Source organism: Streptomyces sp. NPDC058685 (assembly GCF_042714725.1).
Lineage (GTDB): Bacteria > Actinomycetota > Actinomycetes > Streptomycetales > Streptomycetaceae > Streptomyces.
In genome coordinates this window covers 36,721-63,410 of the sequence record NZ_JBHXSL010000003.1, presented here as the reverse complement: position 1 = coordinate 63,410, position 26,690 = coordinate 36,721, and the positions used below count along the sequence as shown (strand labels likewise).

The following is a 26,690-nucleotide window of genomic DNA, read 5'->3' as shown; positions in this document are numbered from 1 at the left end:
ACGATCCTGTGGTGTGCGGCCCGGCCGGTCGTCATTCGTGAGCGGTGACGCACTCCAGGGCGGCGTCCCGCACATCGGCGACCGGATGGCGGCGCAGCCTGCGCAGTTGCGCCCGCCACGGCTCGGTCCAGGAGGTGCGCTCGCCGCCCGCTCCGGTGAGCGTCACCGCGAGAAGCCCTTCGGTGCGACCGCCCGCCTCGGCGAGCCGCCGGGCGGCGGTGAGCAGTGACGCGGTGTCGCCGGCCGGCTCCGCGCCGCGGAGTCGTCGGCCGAGCACGTCGGCGGTACGCACGGCGAGGGCCGGACGGTCCTCGTGCAGTGCCACGAGCCGGTCGACGGACACCCGCAGCGCGTCCGCATCGGCATCGAGATCGAGGGACTCCGTCAGCAGCGCGGCTGCCTGCGGCACAAAGGTGTCGTGGCCCGCGAGCAACTCGGCGGCCGCCGTCCGCACCGGCCGCAGCACGCGGGGGCGTACGCCCGACCGGCGGCACAGCCTCTCCGTGAGGTGCTCGACCCGGCGGCGGGCCGGACAGTCCCGTTCCGCGCCGGCGTCGTCGGTGTTCTCCACGGCCAGGGCGTCGGCGGTGGCCAGCCGCGTGAGCGCCTGCTCCACCGCGGCTGCCGCCTCGGGCCCGTGGACGGCAGCGGCGGCGAGCGCGTCGGCCGCCGCGTACCAGGACCGGCGGTCGGACAGATCGGTGATCGCGGACACCAGGACCTCGGATGCCTCGGGCGACCAGGGCAGCCAGTGGCCGAGGGCCGCGAACGCAGCGCCGGCGAGTTCCTTGTCGCGGATCTCGCACACACCGCGTATCAGGCGCGCGAAGCGCGGGCGGTACGGCTCCGGAAGATCCATCGGCACCACACGCAGCACGCCGTCGCGCAGCACCCGCTCACCGGTGGACGCGTCGGTGAGCAGACGCCACATGCGTTCGTCTCCGAGCAGCGCCGGAGCGAAAGCCACGCACGTGGCGCGGACATCACGGTGCAGGTCCTTCATCCCGTAGGTGTCGGCGACCACCCCGGCCGCGTCGGTCAGCGGAAGGCGGACGGCGGCGAGCCGCACCGCTTCTTTACGGCTGGTCACCTTGGAGGCACCCGGCTCCAGAACACCGCGCAGCAGGGCCCCGAGTTCGGACGGCCGCGCGTACCGGGACGCCCGGGTGACCGCGTACACGGCGACGCGGGCGCGGTCGCCGTTCGCGTACGAGAGCAGTCGGGGCAGCGCGTCGGCGGGACGTACGGTCCGGGTGAGGGCGGCGAGCGCGGCTTCGGCGAGCACCACGTCGTGGGAGTCCGTCCAACGGTGTGCGATGTCCGCGCCTCCGGCCGGGATCCGCGCCACCGCCTCGACGGCGTCCGCCCGGGTGTGGAGCGGCAGCGAGGTGTCGCCCGCGGCGTTCGCCAACTGCCGTACGACGGCGCGCTGTTGGCGTGCGGTCCAGCGGTGGACGGTGTGGTGGGTGTGGTGGACGGGCAGGGTCCAGTGGCTGTCCTTGGTGAGGAAGCGCCCGTAGGGCGGGGTGTCCTCCAGGACGCGGTCGAGGAGATCGGTGCGGCGGGAGGTCAGTACGGTGACGACGGGCGGCAGTACGGCCGCCGATCTCTCGTGGCTCAGCAGCAGTTCCACTCGCCGGTCGCGGTCCCGGAGCGGTTCGAGCCAGAGGTCGACCGCTGTGCGTGCGGCCCAGCTGTTGCCGAACCGCACGGCCTGCCACAGGAGTTCCTGAAGTTCGGGCATGTCCGCCGCGCGCCGGCCGACCGCGCGGGCGAGGGCGAAGGCCAGGCTGAAGTCCGCCTTCTCCGCGCCCGCCTCGATCCACGGGCGCAGCGCCTCGAAGACGTCGTGCTCCTGGTCGCGGCGCAGCGTACGGTCCAGCCGCCCGAGATCGGCACCGCCGGTGCTTCCGGAGATCCGCACCACCGTACGCAGCGCCCAGTTGACGAGCCCGCGCCGGCCGGTGGCGGCGTGCTCGCGCAGCAGCCCGACCGCGAGGCGGCTGAGCGCCTGACGGGTGGCCGGGGACGAGTCCCGGGCCTCGACGGCGTCGGCGGCGACCCGGTCGAGATGGTCCTCCGCCTCCTCGGTGAACAGCGCGGGTGGCGTGGCGGCGAGGGCGTCCAGCGCCGCGGAGCGCACCGGGTCCTGTTCGTTGCGCAGCCGTGCCATCTCGCGCAGTACCGCGGTCACGGCGTCGGCGTCGCCGGACCGCGCGGCATTGCGGACGAGCAGCGGCCAGGCCTCGGCACGGTCCTCCGCGGAGGGGCGGCGGGTGGCCGCCACCAGCCGTTCGCGAGCCTCGTCCACGGGCAGATACGACTCGGCGAGCAGCACTTCGCTCCACGGCGCGGAACGCTCGCGGGCCCGGTCGGCCATCCGGCGGGCCTCGACGGCCACACAGCTGCGGGGCAGGACGTCCAGGAGTTCGGCGTTCACCACCTGCGCGTCGCTGCCCCGGTCGCTGACGACGGCTTCGTGGAACGCGCCGCGCCGGGCCGGCGGATGCGCGGCGATCAGTCGCGCGAGTTGGTCGGGCCGTGCGGCGCCGACCCTGCCCAACTCGAGCACCAGGTCCTCAGGGGCGTGCCGGACGAGGAAGGTCAGCAGGGCCGGGCACCGGGTGACGCGGCCGCGGAGTGCGTGGCCCTCGGGAGCGAGCAGCATCCGCACGACCCGCGCGGGGTCGGCCTTCGCCAGACCGGCGAGCCGATGGCTCAGCGGCACCGGCAGGGCTGCGGGTCCCATGCTCTCGAACAGGGCGAGAACCCTCCGCGGTTCGGCGTGCACCGTGGCGGCGACCGCCAGGGCGTGCCGCCGCCACCAGTCCTCGCGCAGGGACTCGGGCAGCGCGGACAGTTCGCGCTCGGCGGCGTCGAGTACCGGCCCCGGGTGGCGGCGGCCGAGCGAGGTCCAGCCGCGGACGGCGTGGAACAGGGCGGGCAGCAGCCGTGCGACGGTGTCCGGCCCGCATCCGGGCAGCAGGCGCGCCGCCTCCGTGTCGCCCCAGGTCTCCCGTACGCCGTCGACGAGCCGGTCCGCGAGCGCTGTGCGGCGCTGTGAGACGAGGGCTCGCAGCAACTGCCGGCGTATCGCGGCCGGTGCGTCGTCCAGCGCGGTGGCGAACGCCTCGTCGGGGACGCCGAGTCCCGCGGCGACCCGCAGCGCCTGGCCGCGGACGAAGGCGTCGGGGTCCGCGAGCCGCTCGCCGATCCACCCGGTCTCACCGCCCACGGACGCGACGACGACGGCGAGCCCGCGCTCGTAGGGCCCGCGGGCGTCGAGTTCGGCGAGCAGCGACCGTCGTTCCCCGGGCTCCATCTCCCCGGTCCGCCGGGACAGTTCGCGCATGCGCAGGGGGTACGGGAGGGGCTCGATCGCGGCCAGGAGGAGATCCGCCGAGCGCCGGGAGGTGTGCGGCATGCGGGAATTGTGCCTTCCGGAGAACCGCGATCCCCGGCGAATACGGAACCTGGCATGATCGGCCGCCACAGGGACGAACGGGGCCGCCGACGGGGGCCGTGCGGGGGGACGCGATGAACGGTGACCGCAGGACCGCCATGGCTCTCCATCTGCTGCTCACCCTCGCCGACGCGGACCTGGCGCGACGGGTGCGAAAGCGGCTGGCCGTGACCGAGGACCCGCCGGCCGGCCCTCCCTCCGTCTGGGAGGCCGCACGACAGGTCTCGCGGGCGGGAGCACCGGCGTCGGTGCTGTTCTGGATGCTTCAGGCCGACCGGCCCGACATCAACGAAGTCGTCTACCACGTCGACGGGGTGGGCGGCCGGATCCAGCGCGACATCCTGCGCGGGGTACCGTTCGGCGACGGTGCGCGAGGACCGCTCCCGCTCGCGCCGGGGCTGCGGAAGCAGACCGAGCCCGTGGATCTTCCGGGCACCGGACCGCGTGGTGTCGTGGGTGAACTGCGGGCGGTCACCCGCATGCGGCAGGGGCGCAGGGCGGCCGCGGCCGTCGGCCGGGACGACTGGGCCCAGGTGGCGGCGGCCGATCTCGAAGAGCCCCTGCCCGGCTTCGCGCGCTGGGCGCTGGCCACCCGCATCGACTGTCCGAAGGCGCTGCGGGAACGGTTCAGCGACCATCCGAGCTTCGCCCACCGGATGCGGCAGGCCGGGATCGTGGCGGGCCCGGGGGTGTACGCGGAGAACTGGCGCACCGCACAGGACGTGCTGTCGGTGCTGGACACCGGCCGCTGGGCGTTCCCGGGCCGGCTGCCGGAGGCCGAGGCGGTCCTGCGGCCGCTGGTGCAGGGCTCGTTGGGCGAGAACACCGAAGCCTGGGCGGTCCTCGCCCAGTTGCTGCCGACGTTCACCGGTACCGCGCCCGAGCTGATCGTGACCTCGGGCGCCATCGCCTAGGCAGGCGCATGCCGTCCGGCCGCGGCCGCGGGACCGGAAAGGGGGCGGGGCGGCTGGAGTTGAACCAGCGTCCTCCGGTTCTGGAGACCGGCGCGTCTGCCTCTGCGCTACGGCCCCGCCCTTGCCGGAGATCCTAAGGCCGCGCGGGAAGCAGCCGCACCGTGAGCCCTCCGCCCGCTCGGCCTGCACGGCTGCGCTGCGGAAACCGCTTCGCCCGATGTCAGTGGCCCCTGGTACCAATGAGCCTGTACGAGGGGGTGTGGGACGTGGCATACGGGGAGCGGAACGGGCACGTGCGTCCCGTGGTCGATCTTGCGGACCGGCGGGCGCTGGAGCGATGGCAGCCGGCCGACGCGGGGACCGTCGAGGAGGCACGGCAGCTCAAGGAGGCCGCGCTGCTGGACTTCGGGCTGACCGAGTCGGCGGTCGCCTCCTGGCTCTATGCCAAGTGCCACCACCAGATCGCGACGACGGCGGTGGACACGGCGGCCGTGGTGGCGAGCGGCGACGGTACCTGCCTGCTGCTCTACAACCCGCGGTTCTTCGTGGACCTCGGCCTCGACGGGGTGAAGTTCGTGCTCTTCCACGAGGCACGCCACCTGGTCCACCGGCATCTTTTCGCCGAGCCCGAACTGCGGGAGGACCCGGTGTTCACGCTCGCGGCCGAGGTCTCCATCAACCACGTGGCGATGGTCAGGCTCCGCCGGGACGCGCTGCCGTTGCTGCACGGCGAGCCGACCGGCATCGATCCCCGCGAGATCCACGAGGCCTACGAGGCGGACCTGCGGGCCCACGGCCTCGACCCCGTGGAGTACTCCGCGTTCATCGCCACCGACATGTCCGTGTACAGCGAGTTGAAGCGGATGAAGAACCCCCCGGTGCCGCAGCCGATGTGCATCCGTCTGACGGACGCCGAGGTCCCGGGCGACCAGCGGACGACCGACGCGGTCGGCTCGTCGGCCCTGCTCAATGCGCTGCTGGCGGCGCGCCGCGGTCACGCGGGAGCCGAGCAGGAGCTGGGTGACCTGATGGACCGTACGGACGGTGCGTCCGACCGGATCACCCGGATGTGGGGCCGGCTGGGGGCAGGTGCGCTGCGAGGGCGGACGGCCCGGACGGGCCGCGTCGACTGGTGGCAGCGGTGGCTGGTGGACGTCATGGCGTCCAAGCTGCGTGAGGGCGAGCGGCTGGTGTATCCGAAGAAGCGCGGGGCGCTGCTCGCCGCGCTGGGCCACGACCCGATGCTCTCGCGGCGGGGTCCGGTGCGCGACAAGGTGCTCGTCATCGCGTACGACACCTCCGGATCGATGCCCCAGCACGTGGTCACCTGGCTGACCGAACTGGTCGGCGGTATCGACGGTGTGGAGGCGCACTGGCTGTCGTTCGACGGTGTGGTGATGCCCTTCGCACCCGGCGAGCGGGTGCTCGGCGGCGGCGGTACGAGTTTCCAGGCCGTCGCGGACTACGTGGAGGGGCGCACCGCCGTGGACGGCCGGCTGTTCGACGTCACCCCGGACGCGATCGTGATGCTCACCGACGGGTACGCCCCGCACATCACGCCGGCGGAACCCGACAAGTGGATCTGGCTGATCACCGGGGGCGGGGACGACTGGCCCGATGCCCACCAACCCCCGATGGCCTGCCATCGCGTCACGACAGGATCGAGATGACCACCGCGACCGACCACCGGCGGCAGTGGCGCGGCAATGCCACCTACCCCGAGCGTCCCGAGGGCTGGACAGGTGTGTCCCGGCTCGAGTCCTTCATCGACGCGATGATCGACATGGGGCAGACCGGTCAGGTCTTCGGCGAGCACGGCATCGGCAAGACGGCGACGTTCTTCTCCCATGTGGCGGAGGCGTATCCGGACGCGGAGCTGGTCTTCGTGCCCGCGGCGAACCTCACGCCGGACGACCTGCTGGCGAACGCGCCGGTGCGGGACGCCGAGAGCGGTCAACTGGTGCTGCGGCAGCTGGTGATGAGCCAGCTCAAGCCGGGCAAGCCCTTCGTCCTGCTGATCGACGACTCGCTCCAGGCCGGCGAGACGATCCAGTCGCAGCTGATGCAGATCGCCTGCAACTGGACGCTCGGCGAGTACGACCTGCGGGCGCTGGGTTGTATCGGCGTGTTCCTCGCCGACAACGAATCACTCGCCGAGACTGCCGCCCGCCGCAGCGATCTGGCGATCCTGGACCGTATGGTCACCATCCGGATCACCGCGAACGACACCTCGTGGCGGTACAAGCTGGCCGCCAAGTACCGGACATGGGACCTGCGCGGGGTGTTCGCGGTGTGGGCGTCGCTCAGCCCGGCGCTGCGCGAGCTGCTGGCGCCACGCACCGTCGACCACATCCTGGCCAACGCCCAGGAGGGATTCCCGCTGCGCTGGGGGCTTCCGCTGGTCAACGGCGAGCGGCTGCGCCTCGTCGAGCCGCGTGGTGACGGCCGACCGGGGCAGAACCGGACCGCGGAGGTGCTCGACCGCATCGCGGCCGCTCTCGGCGTACCCAACCCGGCGACGATTCCCGACCCGGTGCGGCAGGTGGTGCGCGCCGCGCTGCGCAACCGCTGGACCGTGCTGCTGCAAGGTCCGCCGGGCTGTGGCAAGACGGAGCTCGTGCGCCAGACCGTACGGGAAGGGCTCGGCGGGCGCGAACCGCTGTACTTCTCGCTGCCGGTGACCAATGTCGAGGACCTGTGCGCCCCGATCCCGACGCCCGACGGCTCTCTGGACAATCTCCTGGCGGCCGGGTTCACCGGGGCGGAGCCGAAGGCCATCGTGTGGGACGAGTACAACCGGCCCAAGGACAAAGCGGCGTTCGCCAAACTGATGGAGGTCACCCAGGAGTGGTCGCTGGCGGGGCGGCGGATCGAAGGGCTGCGGGCACAGATCGCCGTCCAGAACCCGCCGTACCACCTGGGCCGCAAGCTGCTCGTCTCCCGCAACAACATCGCCCAGGCGACCCGGTTCACGGCATCGCTGACCGTCGAGCCGGACGACATCCCGGCCAACGAGTGGCTGATCGCGACCTATGGGCCGGTCGCCGAGACGGTGCTCGACTGGTGGAAGCACGACATCGACGACGAGGGCCGGGCCTGGATCACCAAGCGGACGATCGAGCGGCTGATCAAGCTGCATCAGCGCGGTCTGCCGCTGGAGATGGGCACGGTCTATCTGGGGGACGGCGAGTACGCTCCGGTGCCCCTGACGTCCCTGATCGAGCGCCTGGACAACCGGCCGGTGACCGGCCTGCGGGAGCTCGCCGAGCGGGTCGAGCTGTGGGAGGGACGACTGCGCCGGGCCGCTGAGCAGTCCGGGGAGGGCGGCAACGACAGTGATGTGGTGCATCACATCATCGCCAACGCCGAGCTGTCCCAGCTGAAGAAGCACCGCAGGGTGGTGGCCCGGCTGGTGGCACTGCTGCCGCCGAAGCTGCGGTCGACCTATCTGGTGGGCGCGTCGGAGAAGCACCAGCGGTTCTGGATCGAGATCTTCACGGCCGGGGTGCGCTGATCGTCAGGGTGCTTCCGGGGGCGCCGTGCGGTGCACACTGCGTACGGCGGCGACATCGGCGGAGACGGCGGGCGCGGGCAGGTGTGCGCTGAAGGCGTCGAGGCGGCGGCGCACGCTGGTGGCGATGCCCTTCCCGAGCACGAAGCGGGTGTGGCTCACGGCGCGAGGCGCGGCGTCGAGGATGCGGTGGGCCTCGCGGCTGCGCATCCCGGTGTGCGCGAGGACGAGGTGGGTCAGCCGGTGCTCGCCATCGGCGAGGCTCTCGCCGATGGCCGTCGCGGCATCCGTGTCGATCCGGTTGTCCTCGGCGCCGAGTGTGCCCGCGGCCCGAACTCGCCCCATGTCCAGCAGTTCGACGCCGGCGGCGGCCGCTGCGGCGACCAGACGGGCAGCGGCCGACGGACCGATGCCGTTGCTGGCGACGGAGAGGCGGGCCAGTCGTCCCCGCGGCGCCCGCCCCAGCGCATCGGCCAGCCGCTGGGCGCCCTCGTCGCCCAGCCGGCTCGCGGACGCATAGAGTTCGCCGACCGCGCCGCACGCGATCAGTGCGGCGAGCGGCACGGCTCCGGCCTGACCGAGGGGGTTGCCCCCGACGAAGAGCCGCTCGATGCGGCGTCCCCGCGTGTCCGCGGCGAGCAGCGCCTCCGTGAGGAACGTGAGCCCGGCCGGGTCGAGCCCTGTCTGGACGAGGTCGAGCGTGCGCAGCGACGAGGCCGCGGCGATGAGTTCGGCGGCCGCCCGACCGCCCCCGGTGCCCAGCGGATTGCGTTTGAGCCAGACCCCGCTGACCACGTGTTCCGACGCCCGCAGGCTGTCGGCGATCCGGCAGGCGCCGGCCGCGGTGATGCCGTTGCACCCCAGGTACAGCGTCTCGACACCTGAGCCCACGGTCCTGTCGGCGACGGTGGCCGCGCCCTCGTCGCCGAGCCCGTCGGTGCCGAGCAGCAGGTGCCGCGCGGGAACGGTGCCGCTCGCGCCGCCCTCGCGCAGCGCCTCGGCGACGAGAGCGGCGCCGTCGGGGCCGAGCGCCTGCTTGCACAGGTCGAGGCGCCCGTCCGGGAGCGCGGTGCCCGCGGCGAAGTCGAGTCTGCGGTTTGTCGTCCGCCCGTCTCGCAACCAGGCGATGAGCGGTCCGAGTTCGGCGACCGAACGGGGCAGCACCTCGGGTACACCCGCGTAGGGCTCCTCCATCACCACTCCGCTTCCCGGTAGTCCTTGAGGAAGACGCCGGAGACCGGCGCGCCCGCCTCTCCCCGCACGATGGGGTCGTACACGCGCGCCGCTCCGTCGACGATGTCCAGGGGTGTGCGGAAGCCCTCGGCTGCGATCCGTTCCTTCTTCGGCACGGGATTCTCGTCGGTGATCCATCCCGTGTCGACGCTGCACATGTGGACGCCCTGCTCGGCGAGTTCGGGCCCGCTGGTGCGGGTGAGCATGTTCAGTGCGGCCTTCGCCATGTTGGTGTGGGGATGCGTGGACATCTTGCGCCGCACGGCGAATCTGCCTTCCACGGCGGTCACGTTGACGATGTAACGGCGGTGGCGGGGAGAGGCGAGCAGCAACGGCAGCAGACGGTCGACCAGCAGCGTGGGCGCCAGGGCGTTGACCAGCTGGGTCTCCAGCAGTTCGGCGGCGTCGAGTTCGCCGATGCGGGCCGACCAGGAGTTCGCCGGCGCGGTGTCGGGCAGCAGGCCCGCCTCGTCGGCATCCGGAAGGACCAGGGCAAGCGCTCCCCCGGCGCCCGCGGGTTCCAGGGCGGCCATCGGTTCGTACCCCGGAGCGCACAGCACCTCGCCGGGCAGGGCCCCGGACTCCCCGGCCTCGAGCAGGGCGTACGAAGCGGGGGGCCTGCGGACCGTCTGGGCGGCGTTGTTGACGAGGATGTCGAGCGGCTCCCCGTCCTGGCGCAGCCGCTCGCACAGGCCGAGCACCTGCCGGGGGTCCCGCAGATCGACGGCGACGACGGTGAGCCGGTCGAGCCACTTCCCGCTGCCGGGCGCGGCCCGGAAACGGCGCAGGGTGTCGTGCGGGAAACGGCTGGTGACAAGGAGTTCGGCGCCGTCGCGCAGCATCATCAGCGCCAGCTGGAAGCCGATCTTGACGCGTCCGCCGGTCAGGAGCGCCCTGCGGCCGGAGAGGTCGGTGCTCATGCCGCGCCGCGCGGTGTTGTCGGCCGCACAGCCGGGACAGAGCAGATGGTAGAAGGAGTCGGCCTGTCGATAGAACGACTTGCAGACGTAGCAGCGCCTTGGCTTCGTGAAGACGCCGGCGCTTTTGGCCGCCACCTCCAGTGGCGCGTCCTCGCGCCGGGCGACGGCACCGGTGGCGGTGGCCGCGACAACGGCGGCGTCCCTGTCGGCACGCGCGCTGATACGGGACTTGCGCCTGCGCTGCCGTCCGTCCCGGGCAAAAGAGGATGCAACCTGCTCGGCCCGCAGCCGCACCGGGTCGTCGACGGGCAGCGCACGCAGCTTCTTGACCGTGCGGTCGAACGCCACGAGCTCGTCGTCGCCGATGTGCTCCATCCGCCGCCCCGTCCCCCGTCGTTCTGTGCGTGGTCCCGGCCGGATTCGAACCGGCGTGACCGACCGTGTGGGGTCGTTGCGCCTGCCTCTGCGCTACGGGACCGTCCGGCCTGTCCGGCCGGCCGGATTCGAACCGGCGTGTCCGCCCTGAGAAGGCGGTGCGCCTGCCTCTGCGCTACGGCCAGACATTGCGGGGATCCTATCGGGCCCCCCGGCCATGGCTCACCGGGGCGGGTGGCCGGGGTGAGCCGGCCGGGCCGCGCCCGCCGGCCGTACGAAACAGTGGTGCCGCAGCGCACCCTCCCCGGGTCACCGCGGCACCGTGCCTCAGCGGCTCAGCCGCACTTGCGGCCGCCGTTGATGCAGCTCACCGCCTTCTTCATCAGCGACGTGGACATCACGTTGATGAAGTCGCCGTGGTCCGTCACCGGCTTGTGCAGCTGCTCGGGGAAGCTGTCGACCGCGAAGACCGATCCGGGGTTCACCTTGTACGTGATCCGCTGCACCAGCTGCGGGATCGCCCGGAAGCCCTGCGGGCACGCGCCGTTGGCCTGGGCGAAAGCCACATGGGTGCGGTGGTTGGCGCTGTCGATGTTCGCGCCGTCCCAGCAGCTCTGGAAGTTGAATGTCCGGACGACGTTGCTACCCCTGGGGCACAGCGGGTACTTGTCCTTCAGCTGCCGGTTCTCGAAGCCGGTGCAGCTCCAGGAGGCGTTGGCGTTGGCCGTGCCGTTGACGAAGGCCTTGGCGTCACCGGTGATGATCCTCAGGAAGGTGGGCATCTCGGCGACCTTGCCGACCGGGCTGCCACGGAAGGTCAGCTGCACGGAGGCGGGCTGGAGGATGCGGCCGACGTTGCCGTCCTGGCCTCCGCCCGGAAGGTTCGCGTCGGCCTCGTTCTTGCCGTTGCGCAGCCGCAGGACCGGCCAGTAGTGCGTGGAGCGGTCGCCGTTGGTGCAGGTCGTCCCGGCCCCGGCGAGGTCGTCGTTGGTCGAGAACGCGTCGGTCTCGAGGTTGCCGACGTAGTCGTGCATGTGGTGCGCGCCGTTGCTCACACCCGGTGCCACGATGACGTTGTCGGGGTTGAAGTGCTTGTTCTCGTTGCGCCCGCAGCGGGACGAGAAGGTGCCCTTGGAGGCGTTGGCCTGCTGACGCGGCTTGGCGACGTTGGGCCGCACCTTGCGGATGTCCACGAAGTCCGCACGGCTGGGGGCGTTCTGCGCCTGGCCGCCTGCCGCAGGAGCGCTCGGGGCCGCCGAGCCGTTCGCGGCCGCGACGGCAGGGGCCGCCTCTTCCTTGCGTACCGTGCACGCCGCCAGCGAGTCCAGGCCCGCGGGCCGCTGCGAGACCTTGCCTATCTCGGCGCCGATGCGGTCGAGCGACTGGCGACGCTCGGAGGACAGCGGGTCCAGCACACTGGTGCGTACCCACTCCTTGTCCGTCTTCGCACCGGTGGCGAGCTGCCCGTAGGCGTCCGCGACCTGGGTGTCCAGCTTGGCGAGTTCGGTGTCCACGGCGGGCCGCGCCTCCTGCGGCACGTCCGTCAGACGGGCAGAGACATCGGGGCAGTTGAGCGTCATCGTCGCCTGCGCGGCCGCCTGCTGGCTCGCGGATTCCCGCGACGCCGACGCGCTGTTGTTCGTCATCAGCACAGCTCCGCCGCCCACGGCCAGTGCTGCCACACCGGCGACCGTGACGCCGATCCATCTGGACCGCTTGTGTCTCTGTCTGTTCCTCACAAGTCCGTCCCTTTCTGGTTGCTCATACGCCGGGGACCGGCTGCCACTCGGCCGAGTCGGTCCGTGCCCTCACCCGCCCGAGCGGAAATCGGAGCGCAACGCCGTCAGATACGGAGACGGCGGTGATTCGACTCAAGAGATCCCGAACATTTTTTCAGAATCGTCACGGGCCAGAGGTTTGAGAATCGTTGCTCTGGGCCGCCGAGGCCGTGGAAGGACGCAGCACAGGGTCGCGTTCGAGCGCGCCGCTGTGCGGCAGAAGAGCCACCACAAGGACGGAGGCCGGCAGCAGCGCCGCGACGAGATGCAGGCGTGGACGGCGGACACCGGACGGCGCGGGCTTGCCGGCGTGCCCGGGCTCGCCGGACGGCACGGGCTCGGACGGCCGGGGCTTGCCGGAGTGCCGGGGAGCGCCCCACAACCGCAGCCAGAACCCCTCCACGGCCGGCCACACCAGCAGGATCACCACAATCGTCGTCCACAGCGGTACGGGCAGCAGGTTGCGGTGCGCGAGATCCAGGCTGCTCGCCACGGCGTTCGGGGCGGGATCGCCCACGAGAATCAGACTGGGCACGGCGAAGGCGGTGACCACCACGGCCTGTACGAGCAGGGCCAGCGGACCGGCCGTCAGCAGAAGCAACCGCGCCGACGGCCGGTGGGCCCCTGCGATGAACCAGCGCCTCAACCACCGTGGCGGGTGGTGCAGTACGGAGCCCGCACGCCGTAGCCGGGACTCGCGCTCGTGGGCGGCGTGGAGCGCCTCCGCGACGGTGCGGCGGCCCGTGGCATCCACGGCGTACCGGTCCGCCGCCAGTTCGACGCACCAGAGGGCGGCCACGGGCACGATCAGCATGTGCGGCAGCTTGACCATGACGGTGAGTACCTGGGCGCCCATCAGCGAGCCGGAGGGGTGGTGTGCCATGGCGAGCCAGATCAGCGGCCCCACCCCGAAGGCGAGGAACACCACGGGCCAGGCCTTGACCATCGTGGTGAACGGGCTGCCGAGCCCGGTAATGAGGTGTTCGCCCCGGGTGAGGTGCGCCGCCTCGTGCGCGAGCAGCGCGCGTGCTCGCCGCGGATGGCTGTGCCACATGGCGATGTACCCGAGGGATGCGGCGACTCGCCTTTCCCGCCAGCCCCGCGCGTACACCCGGATGGGCGGGCCGCCGCCGCTGAGCGACACCATGAGGACGGCTCCCGGCGCATACCGGTCGAGCAGTTCCTGGATCTCGCGGGCCGTCCCCGCCGCAACCGGAAGGTCGTCCCCGCGGGTGTCGACGAGCGCGTGGCGCCGTTCCGTCCAGCGACCGCGGATGTGCGGCAGCAGGACGGTCGCGAGACCGGCCGGCACGATGACCGTCGGCATGGCCTGGCTGATCGTGGTGACACGCAGGGCCGCGAATGCGGCGCCTCCGACGACCTCGGGTCCGAACACTTCGGAGGTCCAGAGCCAGGTGACCTGCTCGTGCCACCATGCGGCGGTGGAGGGCAGCTCGTAGAGGTACATGACCAGAGCGAGCCAGAGCCACGGCGGCGGAGACGACGCGAGTCCGCCGACGGCGTCGATCGGTCGGTCGGCGGCGTCGATCGGCCCGTCGTCGGCGTCGATCCGTCCGTCGGTGAGGCCGTCCGCGGGAGCGCCGGCCGGGGCGTCGGCGCGGACGCGCTTCACTCCCCCTCCGTACGGCCGCGCCACCAGCCGGCCAGCCTGCGCGGAAGGGACACCGCCGGTCCGCGGCCTCCGCCGGGGGCGGCAGGCGGGTCGCCTCCGGTCAGCAGACCGAGGAAGGCGAGAGCCCCGTCGTCATGGCCCTCGTACAGCGCGGCCACCGCTTCGGAGGCGGCCCGGTCGGCCTCCTGACGGCCCATACCGCGGCTCTGGAGAAGAGCGGAAACGCGGACGACCGCATCGACGAGGCCCGCGAGTTCGGGAGCCGCGGGAGCGTCCGGGCGGGGGTCGGGGTCGGGGGTCGGCTGCGGGCCCGGTGTCAGGGCCGGGTCCGCCGGCGCGGGCTGCGTCGGTACCGGCGGATCGCCTGTCGGCGGATCGCCTGTCGGCGGGTCGTCTGCCGGCGAGTCGTCTGCCGACGCCTCCCGTCGCTTCGTGGCGAGGAGCAGCGCGGCCCCCGACACCGCGTTGCCGACGGCCGGTGACCCGAGGGCGGACTCCAGCAACCGGTAGGAGGTGGCGAGCGCGTCCCACAACAGGGGTAGTACGGCGACGAGTTCACCGCCGGTGCCGCCGGGTGTGGAGGGCGCGGAACGCAGCAGAACCCGCCGGCCGCGGCCGCCCCCGGCATAGACCCGAGCGGTGTGCGGGGCGAAGTCGGCCTCGTGCGGGGCCGCGGCCGATGCGATACGGAGAGACCACGCGTCCAGGACGGCCGCGGCGGTCTCCTCCGAGGACGGCAGCCGCGCGTCAGGACCATTCGACACGGAAGCTCCTCGTCCCGTCACTCGTCGTGCCGCTCAGCGTCAGCGAGGCGGAGTCCTCGGTCAGGGTGCCTTCCAGCGTGGTGCCTTCGGCCATCGAGTACGCGAACGGGGTGTACCCGCTGCACGGGAACAGGGGCTTGGGCACGAAGACCAGATTGAGCGCGAGGCCCTGCGAACCACCCGTGTCCGTCAGGTTCCCGGAGATGTCGCCGCCCCCGTCGTCGCTGAGCGACCAGTAGCCGGTCTCCACCGACTCGCCGTCCGTGGTGTCGGTCCCGCTGAGTGCGGAGGTCACCCCGAAGGCACCCGCCGCGCTCTGGCTGTCACTGGCCCAGGAGAGATGGAAGTCATTGCTCTCCGAGCCCGCCGGATCGTCGACGATCAGCGTCGCGGGAAGGCTGTACGTCTGCGACGAGGCGGCACATCCGGGGTCCTCGAAGTCGACGCTGATCCTCGCGTTGCCGGTCCAGGTGCCGTGCGGTACGCCGGACGAGCTGCTCGAGTCGTCCGACTCCGTCTCCCCGTCGCCGGTGTCAGTGGTGTCGGTGGTGTCGTCCTCCGCCTCCGTGGTCTCCTCGGCCGGTTCGGTGCTTTCGGTCTCGCTGTCCGTCGGCGTGGCGGAGTCCTCCGGCGTGCTGGTGGCCACCGCCGACTCCGTGCTGTTCGTCGTCGTCGCCGTGTCCGATGCGTCGCCGCCGTCACCGCCGTCGCCGCAAGCCGTCAAAGTCGCCAGGGAACACAGGCACAGCGCGGCAATCAGGGCCGCGGGCCGGTGCGTTCTGGGGTGCGTTCCGCGTCGGATCGTCACCATGGATTCCCCCCAATGGTTGCTACGGCGCCGAGCCGGTATCCCCATACCGTCGGCGCACCCGGCGCCCGGCTCCCGGGGCGACTCCTCGCGGTCCCAGGCCCCACCGGGCGGAGTACCAACGTAGGTGTGCGTTGACGAAGGCGTGTTCCGGTCGTGGAGTTCCAAGGGGGCGCACTAGCGCGCACGGCCGCTTCACGCACGCCGCCTGCGCGCCGTCAGTGCTCCGTGCCGCACCACCTGTCGGAGTGACACGGTTTATCCGATTCGGGCGATGATCTGCCAAGGTGGTCGGCCATGGATCGTGATCTTCAGGTGGACACCGACCAGTTGGGCCGCTTCTCACGTGCCCTGGACCGCTCGCTGACGTCGCTCGCCGAGGCGAGAGGTGCACTGGAGCATGTACGGGCGGACCAGTTGGGCACAAAGGAACTCGACGAGGCGTGCGACGGGTTCCAACGGCGCTGGAAGTACGGCGCGGAGCAGCTGAACGGGCGGATCGCGTCGGTCAACAACGGTGTACGGCTCAGCCACCAGGGCTACGTCCAGGTGAACCGCGCGATCGCGGCGGCCTTCAAGGCGGTGTACGTCGGTGACCCCCGCGCCTGATTACCCGCACCTGGGCTGGAACCCGGTTCCGGGGAACCCGTCGGCGGTCGCCACGCTCCGGACAAAACTCAACTCCTCGGCGGAAGCCCTGGGCACGGCGCACCGCCTGGTCAGCGAGCTGCTCGGCCAGAGCTCGTTCTGGCGCGGCGAGGCGGCGGACGCGTTCCGCGCCGCGATCGACGGCGAACTGCCGAAGTACCTGAAGAACGCGCACCGGTCGGTCTCGAAGGCGGCGAAGCAACTGGGCCGATGGCACGACGACCTGGTGAGCTACCAGGCGACGGCCCGCCGCTACGACACGCAGGCGAAGCTGGACACGGCAGCGATCACGAAGGCGGAGGCGCACCACGACCTGCTGCGCTCGGCCGCGTCGACGCCGGAACCGGAACTGCGGGCGGCGGCGCAGTCGGTGACGAAGGCGCGGGAGGCACTCGCATCGGTCCGGAAGCTGGCGCGGGAGCTGGAGGAGGCGCATGGGGCGGAGGCGGGGCAGATCGCGAAGGGGTTGAACGAGGCGACGGTGCGGCTGGCGCCGAAGGAGCCGGGGGCTTGGGACAAGTTTTTGGGCTGGGTCGATGACAACTTGGGCGATGGTCTGAGCCTCTTGTCGGCGACTTTGGGCCTCCTCGCCATCTTCGCCACGGGCCCCGTCACCATCCCGCTGTTGCTCGCAGCGGCAGGCCTGAGTCTGGCTGCCCTCGTCTCGCACGCGTCCGACCCGAAGCACAGATCCGCGCTCAAAGCGGGACTGACGCAGGGGAAGTTCGACGGTCAATTCTGGTCCAGTGCCGTCACCCTCGGGGGAGACAGCCTGGGAGCCCTACCTGGCGTGGGCGCGGTCGCGCAGGGCGTCAAAGGGATGACAGCTGCGACGCGGACCGGCATCACAGCCGGACAGGGTGCATCCACAAGCTTCCGAAGCGGGGCTCAGGCCCTCCGGACCAACACAACCGCTGCGATGCACGAGGTCAACGACGCTCCAAAGCCCTTACTGGACTGGGTGGTTCGACAGACAAACCCGGCCGTGGAAAGGCCATTGCACGTAGGTGTTTCAAGCACCGGTGTTCTGACCGCTGGCATCGGACTCACACCGGCCGAAGAGCATGACGCTGTGAAGAACACGGCGACCGGTGTCGATGGAGCGCGCCTGGCAGCCTCCGACGCCCCTGGTGCAGGCATCAACGCAGCCCGGACATGGGCTCAGCTGACCCGTTAGGAGTTTGAAGTGGCCTCTGCCACCGCTGTGGAGCCAGGGCTCGCCCCGCTGTGGTTCCGTCTACCCCCCGGGTTCGTCGACCTGGCCCCCGACGAGCTGCCCACGGTTCGCAATCAGGTCGTCGCGGACATCGCCAGCCTTTGTTCCGATCCGTCCGTACGAGATCAGCGGTTGCTGGAGACCGATCTGCTGCTGAACCTGCTGAGCGAGCTGCCGATGCAGGGAATCACCTATCTGGCTTTCGGTCTGCACACGGGTGGCGATGCCGGCTTTTCCACCTCCGTGCTCTCCATCGCCGACGTACCGACGAACGCTCCCACCAGCACCTTGGCCGCCGCTCAGTGTGCACTCGAAATGGTGCTGAACCCTCTGGGGAGCGTCGTCACCCGCGAACTGCTGGAAATCCCTTGCGGTAGTCCAGCGGCTCTCGTGACGTGTCTCTTACCGGAGCCGCCTACGGAAGTTCCGGGCCACAAAAGGGACGTTTTCCAAGCGCGTCTTGGCGTCGCCAGGCCGACCGGCCCACATGTGGTTGTCGTTGATCTCACCACCACAACGCTCGAGCTCGCGGATGAGTACGCGGAGATCCTGCGCGGCATCGGTCAGACCATCAGCTTCACCGATCCGACGCCACAGCGTGAAACGCACAACCGCAGCCGCATCTGGGAGGCACTTCAATGACGTCGCATACGACCGCGCCCATGACTGGAACCGCCTTCAGCCACCCAGCCACGGCAGCTGGCTATCGCAGGATTGTGCTCCGTCGTCGACTGTGGCTCGCCGGATTCATCTGCGCGCCGATCATTCTCGTATGGGTGGGCCAGCAAGGACTTGTGCCTGACACTGTGATCCCGCTGTACGGGGTCACGTTGCTGGTATGCCCGCTCCTTGTGCTGATCACGGTTCTGGCATTGGCGCACGCGCCCAGAATCGCCCGCATCCTTCAGTCCTACCCCTGGCACGCCTACCCCTGCACCTACCCGCCCGCGGCACAGCGACGTGCCTTCGCCGTCGCCATCACCGTCGCGCCGGGTCAGGAGGTCCGCCTTCAGACCACCCCCTACCGCCACAACCTCCAGCACAAGCACGACCCCCACCCCGGCGTCATCTGGTTCGCCGGTGACCCCCACTCCGGTGGTGTCGTCTCGCCCGTCGGTGGTCACGCCCCCCTCCGCGTCGCGGCCACCGCCCTCTGGGACAGGGACCCACAGCTCCCGCCGGCCGACGCGGTCGCCGAGCGGGCCGGGCTGGCGAAGGACGGGCGCTACGTACGGCGGTGGTTCTGAGCGCCGCGCCTAACCCCGGCTCCGCTTCAACCGGTACCGCTCCTTCTCCGACAACCCACCCCACACCCCGAACTTCTCGTCATGCGCCAGCGCGTACTCCAGGCACGCCACCCGCCCCTCGCACGCCCTGCACAGCTGTTTCGCCTCTCGCGTCGACGAGCCCGGGGCCGGGAAGAAGAAGTCCGGGCCCGTCTGCGCGCAGAGTGCTGTCTCCTGCCAGGAGAGTTCGTCATCGGTGATGGTGTTGATCGGCATGCGCACACGCTCTCCCGTGCCGATAAACACCGGATCAACGACGCATCAACAGGCCCGGATGCGACCGCGAGCCAGACCGACCGCCACCAGCCGCGCCGCTACTCCTGCGACGCCGCCTGCATCAGCGCGAACCTCGCGCCCGCCGGGTCCGCCAGGCTCGCGAAGCGGCCCACTCCCTCCGCCTCCACCACCGGCATGGTGACCCGGCCGCCCAGCTGTTCCGCCTTCGCCACCGCCGCGTCGCAGTCCTCGACCTCGAAGTACGGGAGCCAGTACGGGCCCTCCGTCTCCGGGGCGTCCTCCGGGACCGGGACCAGGCCGCCGAACATCGCCTCCGCGCCCTCGCCCGCCGGGTTGATCATGGTGTAGGTGCCGCTGCCGTCGGGGAACGGCATCGTCGTGGTCTCCCAGCCGAAGACCTTGTCGTAGAAGGCCAGGGCCGCGTCCGGGGCGGTGGTGTTGAGTTCGAGCCAGCACAGCGAGCCGGGGTCGTTCACCACATCCAGGCCCTTGTTCCGGCCCGGCTGCCAGCCGGCGAACCCGGCACCCGACGGATCGGTGAAGACCACCATGCGGCCGAGGTCGAAAACATCCATCGGCTCGAACATCACCGAGCCGCCGTTCTGCTGCACCGCCTGAGCGGTGGCGTCCGCGTCGGGTGTCTGGAAATAGACCGTCCAGCCGGGCGGGCTCTGCTCCAGGGGGACCTGCATGCCGCCGGCCGCGGTCTTGCCGTCCAGCTGGAACATTCCGTAACCGCCGGCCTCGGGACCCGCCGACTGGAAGGTCCATCCGAACAGGCCGCCGTAGAACGCGGTCGCCGCCTCGACGTCCGGGGTGCCGAGGTCGACCCAGTTCGGGGAGCCTGTGACGAAACGGGTGGTGAGCATGGTGCGCTCCTTCGTGGGGTCCCGTGGTCCTCTCGCCCGAGTCTGCTACCGATCCCGGGCCTCCGCACCCGAAGCGCACGTGAACTCCCTTGTGCCGAGGTCACCGCCTCGTGCAGGATTCCGGCCACGACGAGCAGAAAGGCCCGCGCCCGGTTGACGCCCCGCGCCGCCGCCCTCGGCCCGTGCGCCGCCGGACTCCCCGCGAGCCCGCGGACCGTCCGTACCGCCCTTGCCGAGGAGCACCACCGTGGCAGCCACCTCTCTCACCCCTTACGCCCGTCTCCCGCGGGCCCATGCGAGGCTGCCCGTGCTGCACAGCACGGTCGACGCCACCGGACGGGCGCACTGGCTGCTCGCCGGGCGCCCCGAGGCGCCGGTCGGCGCCTCGGACGACCACGGGGACGGCACCTCGGTCTGCGTTCCGTACGACGCGCTCGTCGTCACCGTGGACGGCGGCAGCGCCCACGCCATCGAGCTGAGCGCCGTGACCGCCCGGAACCCCCGGCTGGACGCGCTGCCGGACGGCGGGTTCGTGGTCGCCGACACCGCCCGGGTCCAGGTCTTCGACGCACTGGGCCGGGCGTCCTGGACCCTCGACCCCGGTGGCGACGTCGACCATGTGCTGACCGATGCGTCGGGCGCGCTGTGGACCGTACAGGGACCCGCCGTACGGCGGCTGTCACTCACGGGAGGAGTGCTCGGCGAGTTCGTGCCGCTGCCCGGGGCGGCCGGTACGGCGGACTGCCTCAGCCTGAACGTGGGAGCCCACACGGCCTGGGCCGGCACCCGCACCGGTCTGCTGGAGATCCGGGACGGGCAGCCGGTCACCGTGCGCACGGGTCCGGTGAAGGGCACGCACGGTCTCGCCGTCCACGGTGACCGTCTCGCTCTGCTCGGCGGCCACGGGTACGACCACTCCCGCCTGGTGATGTGCGTGCTCACCGAGACCGCCGCCGAGCCGGTGGCGTACGGAACGCTCGTCCTGCCCGACGGCGGCGAGCTCGGCCGGCGGCGGCTCGTGAACCGGGGTCCGCGGCTGTACGTGCAGTCGGAGCCGTACAGCGAGTGGTGCGTGCTGGACCTCGGCCACTGAGCCGGCCCGATCCGAACGGAAGACCCTAGTGGCTGTGGCCACCCGCCTCCGCCGCGCCCTTCGCGCCCGTCGGGTGGTGCGGTTCGTACCCGGGGATCGTGCCGTCCGCCTTCGCCACCAGGAACAGCCCGGCCATGCCCATGTCCGAATGGCTCTGCACATGGCAGTGGTACATCCAGGCGCCGGCGCCGACGTTCTCGCCCGCGATGATCTGGAATCCGAAGGAGTCCGCCGGGCCGGTGATCTTGTTGTCGATCACCCGGCTGACGTCCGCCGGACCCTCGAGCAGGCCCGTCCTGTTGTCCGCCCAGCGATGACCGTGCATATGGAACGTGTGGTAGAACTCGCCGTGCGTGATCATGATGATCTCGACCCGGTCGCCCACGGTGGCCTGGAAGTTGGGGCTCGCGTTGGCCGGCTTGTTGTTGATCAGCATGTCGTTGAAGACGATCGTGAACTGCTTGTCCGGGAGGATGTCGCCCTTCCGGCGCACGACGACCGGGCCGTAGAGCCCTTTGCGGATCCCTCCCGTGCCGTGGTCGGTACCCACCACATGGTCGTGGTAGTGCCAGTAACCGGCGCTGCCGGGGCGCCAGGTGCCGTCGGCCCGCTTGCCCGGGAGGTGCGTGCGCCAGGTGTAGGTGCGGGTGGCGCCCGGTTCGACATGGCTCTTGCTGAGCTTGGTGCCGTCGTTGGCGATGTCGTAGTCGACACCGTGGGCGTGCAGGCTGACCGGTACGTCCATGGTGTTCTCGAACTCGATGTGCAGCGTGTCGCCTTCGTTGAGTTCGATCAGCGGGCCGGGGATGGACGCTTTGCCCTTCTCCAGGCCGTAGCCCATCTGACCGTCCGGCAACTTCTCGGCGTACAGCTTCATATGGCGCACGATGCCGCCGGCGGGTGCGGTTCTCGCCGCGCCCGCGGCCGTCGGTGCGCTGGTGGCGGTCGGTGCGGAGGCGAGAGACAACGATGTCGCCCCGGTGGCCGCGACGGCGCCTCCCGCCAGGAGCCGCCTGTTGAAGCTCCGTCTGTCCATGCCGAACTCCCCATGTCTGTCGCGGAGGTTGACGGGGCGTGTGTGACCCCGGGGACGGCCACACGGTAGCCGGGTGATCTTCGTTTATCCACACTCAGGACAAAGTTCGTGCCACTCCGGTCGTATCTATTGGCGAACCACGAAAAGAGGTCTAGTTTCCGAGGCTGTTGTTGTGACCAAAGAGGGGTGGGTGACCACATGCAGCGCACACCACACAGGTCCAGGTCCCGAAGAAGCGCTCTGGCCGCGGTACTTGGGGCCGGCGCACTGACCGTGTCGCTACTGGGCGGAGGGAATGTCGCGGCGGCCAAACCGTACCCGGAACCGCCGTCGACAACGTTGTCCCTGCCGTCGCCTCCCGGCGGCCAGAATGTGCGGGTCCTGGTCTTCCACGGCTCGGCGACCGAGGAGTCGCCGGTCGTCAACGCCGGTATCGCGGCCATCGAGAACATCGGCCTCACCGGTCCCGCGGCCGGCCGGTTCAAGACCGAGGCCACGGACGATGCTTCCGTGTTCACCAATGCCACCAAGCTCGGACGGTTCAACGCCGTCGTCTTCCTGACGGGAGGCGGCGATGTGCTCGATCCCGAGCAGGAGGCAGGGCTGGAGTCCTATCTGGAGGCGGGCGGCGGCTTCCTCGGTATCCATGACGCGGCGCGGACCGAGCCGTACTCCGACTGGTTCACCGGGCTGATCGGTGCCCGTCCCACGGGTGCGGCGAGCTCGGTCCAGCGGGCCGTCGTGGAGGTCGGCGACCGTAAGCATCCGGCCACCACGTCGCTGCCGTTGCAGTGGAAGCGGCCGGACAAGTGGTTCAACTGGTCGGCGAATCCCTCCGGCAGTGTCCACACCGTGGCGCGCCTCAAGGAGAGTTCGTTCACTCCGGCGGCCGGCGCCAACGGCTGGGACCACCCCATCTCGTGGTGCCGCGACTACGACGGCGGCCGTTCCTTCTACACCGGCATGGGCGGTACGGCCGAGAGCTTCGCCGAGGTCGACTTCCGCGACCATCTGCGCGGCGCCCTCGCCTGGACGAGCCGTATCTCGCGCGCCGACTGCAAGGCGACCATCACCTCCAACTACACGGCGCAGCGGGTCACTCAGCCCAACCAGCCCGGGCAGAACGACCAGATCGGTGAGCCGCACGGACTGGTGACGGCTCCCGACGGGCGCGTGTTCTACATCGGCCGCGGCGGTGCGGACTCCAGCAAGCCCGTCATCACCGACTGGAACAACCCCGACATGGGCAAGGGCCAGGGCGAGATCCACGTCTACGACCCCGCGACCAAGAAGGTCACCCTGGCCGGTTCGCTCACCGTCTTCGGCAACAAGGGGGGCGGCGACGAGCTGATCAAGGTCGAGGAGGGCCTGCTCGGCATCGAGCTCGACCCCGACTTCCGGACCAACGGCTGGGTGTATCTGCACTACACCCCGCACTCGCAGATCAACCGCGAGACGCACATGGCCGAGCGCCGGGTCTCCCGCTTCACCCTGGATCCCGCGACCAACAAGCTGGACATGGCCAGTGAGAAGGTCCTGCTCAAGTGGCCGGTGCAGATCCACAGCTGCTGCCACGCGGGTGGCGGACTGGCCTGGGACTCGAAGCAGAACCTCTACATCGCGACGGGTGACAACAACTCGTCCGGCTTCAGCGGCGGTTACTCGGGCAACAACCCGCAGCCCAACTTCAAGGGTGTCTCGTTCGCCGACGCGCGCCGCACGGCGGGCAACACGAACAACCTCAACGGGAAGATCCTGCGGATCCACCCGGAGGACGACGGCACCTACACGCTCCCCGCGGGCAACCTCTTCACCGGTCAGGAGCCGGACGAGGGCGGCGGCAAGACCCGCGGCGAGATCTATGTGATGGGCGTCCGCAACCCAGCGCGCATCTTCGTCGACAAGACGACCGACACCCTGTACGCGGGCTGGGTCGGCCCGGACGCCGGCGCGCCGTCGACGACCTGGGGCCCCGCCAAGTACGACACCTTCTCCGCCATCACCAAGGCGGGCAACCACGGGTGGCCGTACTGCATGGGCAACAAGCAGCCCTACCGCGACCGCAATCTGCCCGACCCGAACCAGCCGCTCGGCTGGTACAACTGCGACGCGCCGAAGAACGAGTCGCCGAACAACGACGGTTTGGTGAATCTGCCTCCCGTCACCTCCAACACCATCTGGTACTCGCCGCAGGGCGGTGGCGTGGACTACCCGCGCGACGCCAACGGCATCCCGAGCTACAAGACGGAGGAGCAGAAGCTGCTCATGCCGTGGCTCAAGGGCGGCGGCCAGGCGACCATGAACGGCCCGGTCTACCGCTACGACGCGGCGAGCACCGGTACCGAGAAGTGGCCGGCGTACTGGGACGGCAAGTGGTTCGTCGGTGACTTCTACGACGGCGACCAGCCGCGGCACGCGGTCCTCACCGACCCGAAGACGGTCGGCAAGGGCGGCATCCCGGTCCACGCCGAATCCCTGAAGAAGATCATCCCGGTCGGCAACGGCGGCATCCGCAACCTCATGGACTGGAAGTTCGCCCCCGACGGTTCGCTCTACGTCCTCGACTACGGACGCGGGTTCTTCACCTCGGACGCCCAGTCGGCGCTGTGGCGCGTGACGTACAAGGGCGGCGAGGCGACACCGTCCGCCGACAAGCTGGCACGGAAGGCGGCACAGTGAGATTCGTCAGACACCGGACAGCGAGCCTGTGGACGGCCCTGCTGGCGTCCGTGGCCATGGTCGTCGGACTGATGTCCGCGGCCGCCTACGGGCAGACCGACGACCGGGAGGCGGCCCAGGTTCTCACCTGGACCGCGGGTGACCCGATCGACCGCTATCTCTCCTTCCCCACCACGGCGGTGGCGGGGGCGACGACGATCGTGTTCGAGAACAGCAAGGCCACCGGGAACACCACCGGGATGCCGCACACGCTGACCTTCGACGTCTCGGACCCCGAGTACAACAACGACGTACCGCTGAACATCCTCGCCAACCCCAATGACGACCAGGGCGGCAAGCACACCGCCGAGGTCACCCTGACCCCCGGCCGGTACCTCTTCCACTGCACCATTCCGGGCCACGGTTCGATGCAGGGGATCCTGACCGTCACCGAGGGCACCGGCGAGGACACCACGGCGCCCGAGACGACCGTGAAGGTCGACGGCGACAAGAACTCCGCGGGCGCGTACATCGGTCAGGCCACCGTGACGGTGGCGGCGACCGACGCGGGCTCCGGGGTGGACAAGATCGAGTACGCGGTCGGGGCCGACGGTCCCTGGCAGGCGTACACCAACCCGGTCGTCGTGAACGAGGTCGGTACGCACAAGATCCGGTACCGGGCCACCGACAAGGCCGGCAATGTCGCCGCGGAGAAGGCGGCCGACTTCTCGGTCGTCGCCCCGCCGACGGACGACAAGACCCCGCCGGAGACCTCGGCGACGGTGGCCGGTGAGAAGAACGAACAGGGCCAGTACCTCGACATGGCCACGGTCACCGTGACCGCGTCCGACACCGGATCGGGCGTCAACACCATCGAGTACGCCATCGGCGCCGCCGGGGCCTGGCAGCCCTACACGGCTCCGGTGATGGTGCACGCGGTCGGTACCCACACGGTCCGCTTCAAGGCGACCGACAAGGCCGGAAACGCGGCCGCGGAGAAGTCCGTGCAGTTCACCGTGGTCGCGCCACCGGTCGTGGACAAGACCCCGCCGCAGACCTCGGCCGGGGTGACGGGTGAGAAGAACTCCGACGGCGCGTATGTCACCAGCGCCAAGGTGACCGTCACCGCGACGGACACCGGTGAGGGCGCGTCGGGTGTCGAGAAGGTCGAGTACTCCCTCGACGGAGGCCCGTACCTCGCCTACACCGCTCCGGTGCTCGTCGACCGGGTGGGCTTCCACACCGTTCTGCACCGGGCGACCGACAAGGCCGGCAACACCTCGGCCGCGCAGAAGGTGTCGTTCACGGTCGCGGAGGGCGGTGGCGTTCCGGCGCCCAACTGCCCGGAGTGGGACGAGCGGTTGACCGTGATCGTCGGCACGGTCGACACGGGCATCCCCAACCGTATGACCCGCAGCCGCTGCACGATCAACGAACTGATCGAGGACGAGAAGGACTGGTCCTCTCACGCGCTGTTCCTCAAGCACGTGGACCAGGTCGTCGACAAACTGCTCGCCGACAATGTGATCGACCAGCGCGAGCACAAGAAGATCTACAAGGCGGCCAAGCAGTCCGGTATCGGCAAGCCGGGCCAGAACACCGGCTACAAGGATCTGTTCGACGGCACCCAGAGCACGTTCGGCAAATGGCAGCACGTGGGCGGCGGTTCGTTCTCGCTCAGCGGTGACGGCGCCATGACCAGCAGCACCACCGTGCCGGGCATGGGCATGTTGTGGTTCCCGCAGCGGCAGTACGGCGACTTCTCGCTCAAGCTCCAGTGGCGGGACGACGCACCGGGCACCGGCAACGCCAACGGCGGTGTCTTCGTGCGCTTCCCGAACGTCCACGACAACCCAGAGGAGTCGCGCCCGGAGTGGGTCGCGATCAAGTACGGACATGAGATCCAGGTCCTGGACCGGCCCGACGGCGACATGTACAAGTCGGGTTCGATCTACGGCTTCGACCGTGTCGGCCTGGCCGGTGCGGGTGTGACGCCGAAGGGCACCTGGAACGACTACGAGATCCGCGTGGTCGGCCAGCACTACTCGGTCTTCCGCAACGGTGTCCTCATCAACGAGTTCGAGAACACCGGCGGCCAGGACTTCGTCCCGCCGCGCGGCGACGACCCCGGCACGGACGGCCGCCGGTACGCGTCGGGCTACATCGGACTCCAGGTCCACGGCACGACGGATGTCATCTCCTACCGCAACATCCGGATCCAGGAGCTCTAGGGTCTTTCGTTCGGATC

20 protein-coding genes and 3 tRNA genes are annotated in these 26,690 nt (G+C 70.5%); 10 read left to right on the top strand and 13 right to left on the bottom strand.

Annotation, left to right across the window (positions count from 1 at the left end; translation table 11 throughout):
- Positions 1-31: 31 nt before the first annotated feature.
- Positions 32-3,424 (bottom strand): hypothetical protein, encoded by a 3,393-nt coding sequence (locus tag ACFWU3_RS03445; RefSeq protein ID WP_384430421.1) that lies wholly within the window; start codon positions 3,422-3,424, stop codon positions 32-34.
- 113 nt (positions 3,425-3,537) lie between these two features.
- On the opposite strand from ACFWU3_RS03445, the gene ACFWU3_RS03440 reads away from it, so the two are divergent.
- The gene (locus ACFWU3_RS03440; protein WP_384430418.1) at positions 3,538-4,377 is read left to right on the top strand and encodes a hypothetical protein; all 840 of its coding nucleotides are present in this window, start codon (positions 3,538-3,540) and stop codon (positions 4,375-4,377) included.
- 43 nt (positions 4,378-4,420) lie between these two features.
- On the opposite strand, the gene ACFWU3_RS03435 is transcribed toward ACFWU3_RS03440, so the two are convergent.
- Positions 4,421-4,496, bottom strand: a tRNA-Trp gene (locus ACFWU3_RS03435).
- Between the two features lie 120 nt (positions 4,497-4,616).
- Between ACFWU3_RS03435 and ACFWU3_RS03430 the strand changes: the two genes are divergently transcribed.
- On the top strand, positions 4,617-6,047 hold the full coding sequence (locus tag ACFWU3_RS03430; RefSeq protein WP_384430416.1) for a hypothetical protein: 1,431 nt from the start codon (positions 4,617-4,619) through the stop codon (positions 6,045-6,047).
- Positions 6,044-7,891 carry an AAA family ATPase gene (locus tag ACFWU3_RS03425; protein WP_384430413.1) on the top strand — a complete coding sequence of 616 codons (1,848 nt, stop codon included), beginning with the start codon at positions 6,044-6,046 and terminating at the stop codon, positions 7,889-7,891. The genes ACFWU3_RS03430 and ACFWU3_RS03425 overlap by 4 nt, the downstream gene beginning before the upstream one ends.
- 3 nt (positions 7,892-7,894) lie before the next feature.
- Here ACFWU3_RS03425 and ACFWU3_RS03420 read toward each other — a convergent pair whose 3' ends face one another.
- The 8 genes from ACFWU3_RS03420 to ACFWU3_RS03385 all read right to left on the bottom strand — a co-directional run bounded on the left by ACFWU3_RS03420 (position 7,895) and on the right by ACFWU3_RS03385 (position 15,315).
- Complete coding sequence (locus ACFWU3_RS03420) at positions 7,895-9,082, bottom strand: ribonuclease inhibitor (protein ID WP_384430410.1); 1,188 nt, start codon at positions 9,080-9,082, stop codon at positions 7,895-7,897.
- On the bottom strand, positions 9,082-10,416 hold the full coding sequence (locus ACFWU3_RS03415) for an SDR family NAD(P)-dependent oxidoreductase (RefSeq protein WP_384430407.1): 1,335 nt from the start codon (positions 10,414-10,416) through the stop codon (positions 9,082-9,084). Before ACFWU3_RS03415 ends, ACFWU3_RS03420 begins: the two co-directional genes overlap by 1 nt.
- A 30-nt stretch (positions 10,417-10,446) precedes the next feature.
- Positions 10,447-10,519: transfer RNA gene (locus tag ACFWU3_RS03410), tRNA-Val, on the bottom strand.
- 10 nt (positions 10,520-10,529) lie between these two features.
- A tRNA-Glu gene (locus ACFWU3_RS03405) sits at positions 10,530-10,601 on the bottom strand.
- 150 nt (positions 10,602-10,751) lie between these two features.
- Positions 10,752-12,062 carry a DUF1996 domain-containing protein gene (locus ACFWU3_RS03400; RefSeq protein WP_384430993.1) on the bottom strand — a complete coding sequence of 437 codons (1,311 nt, stop codon included), beginning with the start codon at positions 12,060-12,062 and terminating at the stop codon, positions 10,752-10,754.
- A 256-nt stretch (positions 12,063-12,318) separates the two neighbouring features.
- Complete coding sequence (locus tag ACFWU3_RS03395; protein ID WP_384430404.1) at positions 12,319-13,827, bottom strand: hypothetical protein; 1,509 nt, start codon at positions 13,825-13,827, stop codon at positions 12,319-12,321.
- Positions 13,824-14,591 (bottom strand): hypothetical protein, encoded by a 768-nt coding sequence (locus tag ACFWU3_RS03390; protein ID WP_384430401.1) that lies wholly within the window; start codon positions 14,589-14,591, stop codon positions 13,824-13,826. Before ACFWU3_RS03390 ends, ACFWU3_RS03395 begins: the two co-directional genes overlap by 4 nt.
- On the bottom strand, positions 14,575-15,315 hold the full coding sequence (locus tag ACFWU3_RS03385) for a hypothetical protein (RefSeq protein WP_384430398.1): 741 nt from the start codon (positions 15,313-15,315) through the stop codon (positions 14,575-14,577). Before ACFWU3_RS03385 ends, ACFWU3_RS03390 begins: the two co-directional genes overlap by 17 nt.
- Positions 15,316-15,696: 381 nt before the next feature.
- On the opposite strand from ACFWU3_RS03385, the gene ACFWU3_RS03380 reads away from it, so the two are divergent.
- The 4 genes from ACFWU3_RS03380 to ACFWU3_RS03365 all read left to right on the top strand — a co-directional run bounded on the left by ACFWU3_RS03380 (position 15,697) and on the right by ACFWU3_RS03365 (position 18,510).
- Positions 15,697-16,008 (top strand): hypothetical protein, encoded by a 312-nt coding sequence (locus ACFWU3_RS03380; RefSeq protein WP_384430395.1) that lies wholly within the window; start codon positions 15,697-15,699, stop codon positions 16,006-16,008.
- Positions 15,992-17,224 (top strand): putative T7SS-secreted protein, encoded by a 1,233-nt coding sequence (locus ACFWU3_RS03375; RefSeq protein WP_384430392.1) that lies wholly within the window; start codon positions 15,992-15,994, stop codon positions 17,222-17,224. Before ACFWU3_RS03380 ends, ACFWU3_RS03375 begins: the two co-directional genes overlap by 17 nt.
- 9 nt (positions 17,225-17,233) lie before the next feature.
- A complete protein-coding gene (locus ACFWU3_RS03370; protein WP_384430389.1) occupies positions 17,234-17,905 on the top strand; it encodes a hypothetical protein in 672 nt (223 codons plus the stop codon).
- Positions 17,906-18,057: 152 nt separating this feature from the next.
- Positions 18,058-18,510 carry a hypothetical protein gene (locus ACFWU3_RS03365; RefSeq protein ID WP_384430386.1) on the top strand — a complete coding sequence of 151 codons (453 nt, stop codon included), beginning with the start codon at positions 18,058-18,060 and terminating at the stop codon, positions 18,508-18,510.
- A gap of 9 nt (positions 18,511-18,519) precedes the next feature.
- Here the strand turns inward: ACFWU3_RS03365 and ACFWU3_RS03360 are convergent, their stop codons facing one another.
- Both ACFWU3_RS03360 and ACFWU3_RS03355 read right to left on the bottom strand, forming a co-directional pair.
- Positions 18,520-18,765, bottom strand: coding sequence for a WhiB family transcriptional regulator (locus ACFWU3_RS03360; protein ID WP_313942970.1), 246 nt, complete (start codon positions 18,763-18,765; stop codon positions 18,520-18,522).
- Positions 18,766-18,863: 98 nt separating this feature from the next.
- Positions 18,864-19,655, bottom strand: coding sequence for a VOC family protein (locus tag ACFWU3_RS03355; RefSeq protein ID WP_384430383.1), 792 nt, complete (start codon positions 19,653-19,655; stop codon positions 18,864-18,866).
- Between the two features lie 247 nt (positions 19,656-19,902).
- Between ACFWU3_RS03355 and ACFWU3_RS03350 the strand changes: the two genes are divergently transcribed.
- Positions 19,903-20,748: a hypothetical protein gene (locus ACFWU3_RS03350; protein ID WP_384430380.1), complete on the top strand. Its 846-nt coding sequence runs from the start codon at positions 19,903-19,905 to the stop codon at positions 20,746-20,748.
- Positions 20,749-20,773: 25 nt separating this feature from the next.
- Here the strand turns inward: ACFWU3_RS03350 and ACFWU3_RS03345 are convergent, their stop codons facing one another.
- Positions 20,774-21,784, bottom strand: a complete 1,011-nt coding sequence (locus ACFWU3_RS03345; protein WP_384430377.1) for a multicopper oxidase domain-containing protein — start codon at positions 21,782-21,784, stop codon at positions 20,774-20,776.
- A gap of 198 nt (positions 21,785-21,982) precedes the next feature.
- Here ACFWU3_RS03345 and ACFWU3_RS03340 point away from each other — a divergent pair, with 198 nt between their 5' ends.
- Both ACFWU3_RS03340 and ACFWU3_RS03335 read left to right on the top strand, forming a co-directional pair.
- Entirely contained in the window at positions 21,983-24,463 is a 2,481-nt protein-coding gene (locus ACFWU3_RS03340) for a ThuA domain-containing protein (RefSeq protein ID WP_384430375.1), read from the top strand.
- A 56-nt stretch (positions 24,464-24,519) separates the two neighbouring features.
- On the top strand, positions 24,520-26,673 hold the full coding sequence (locus ACFWU3_RS03335) for an OmpL47-type beta-barrel domain-containing protein (protein ID WP_384430989.1): 2,154 nt from the start codon (positions 24,520-24,522) through the stop codon (positions 26,671-26,673).
- The last annotated feature ends 17 nt before the right edge of the window (positions 26,674-26,690 follow it).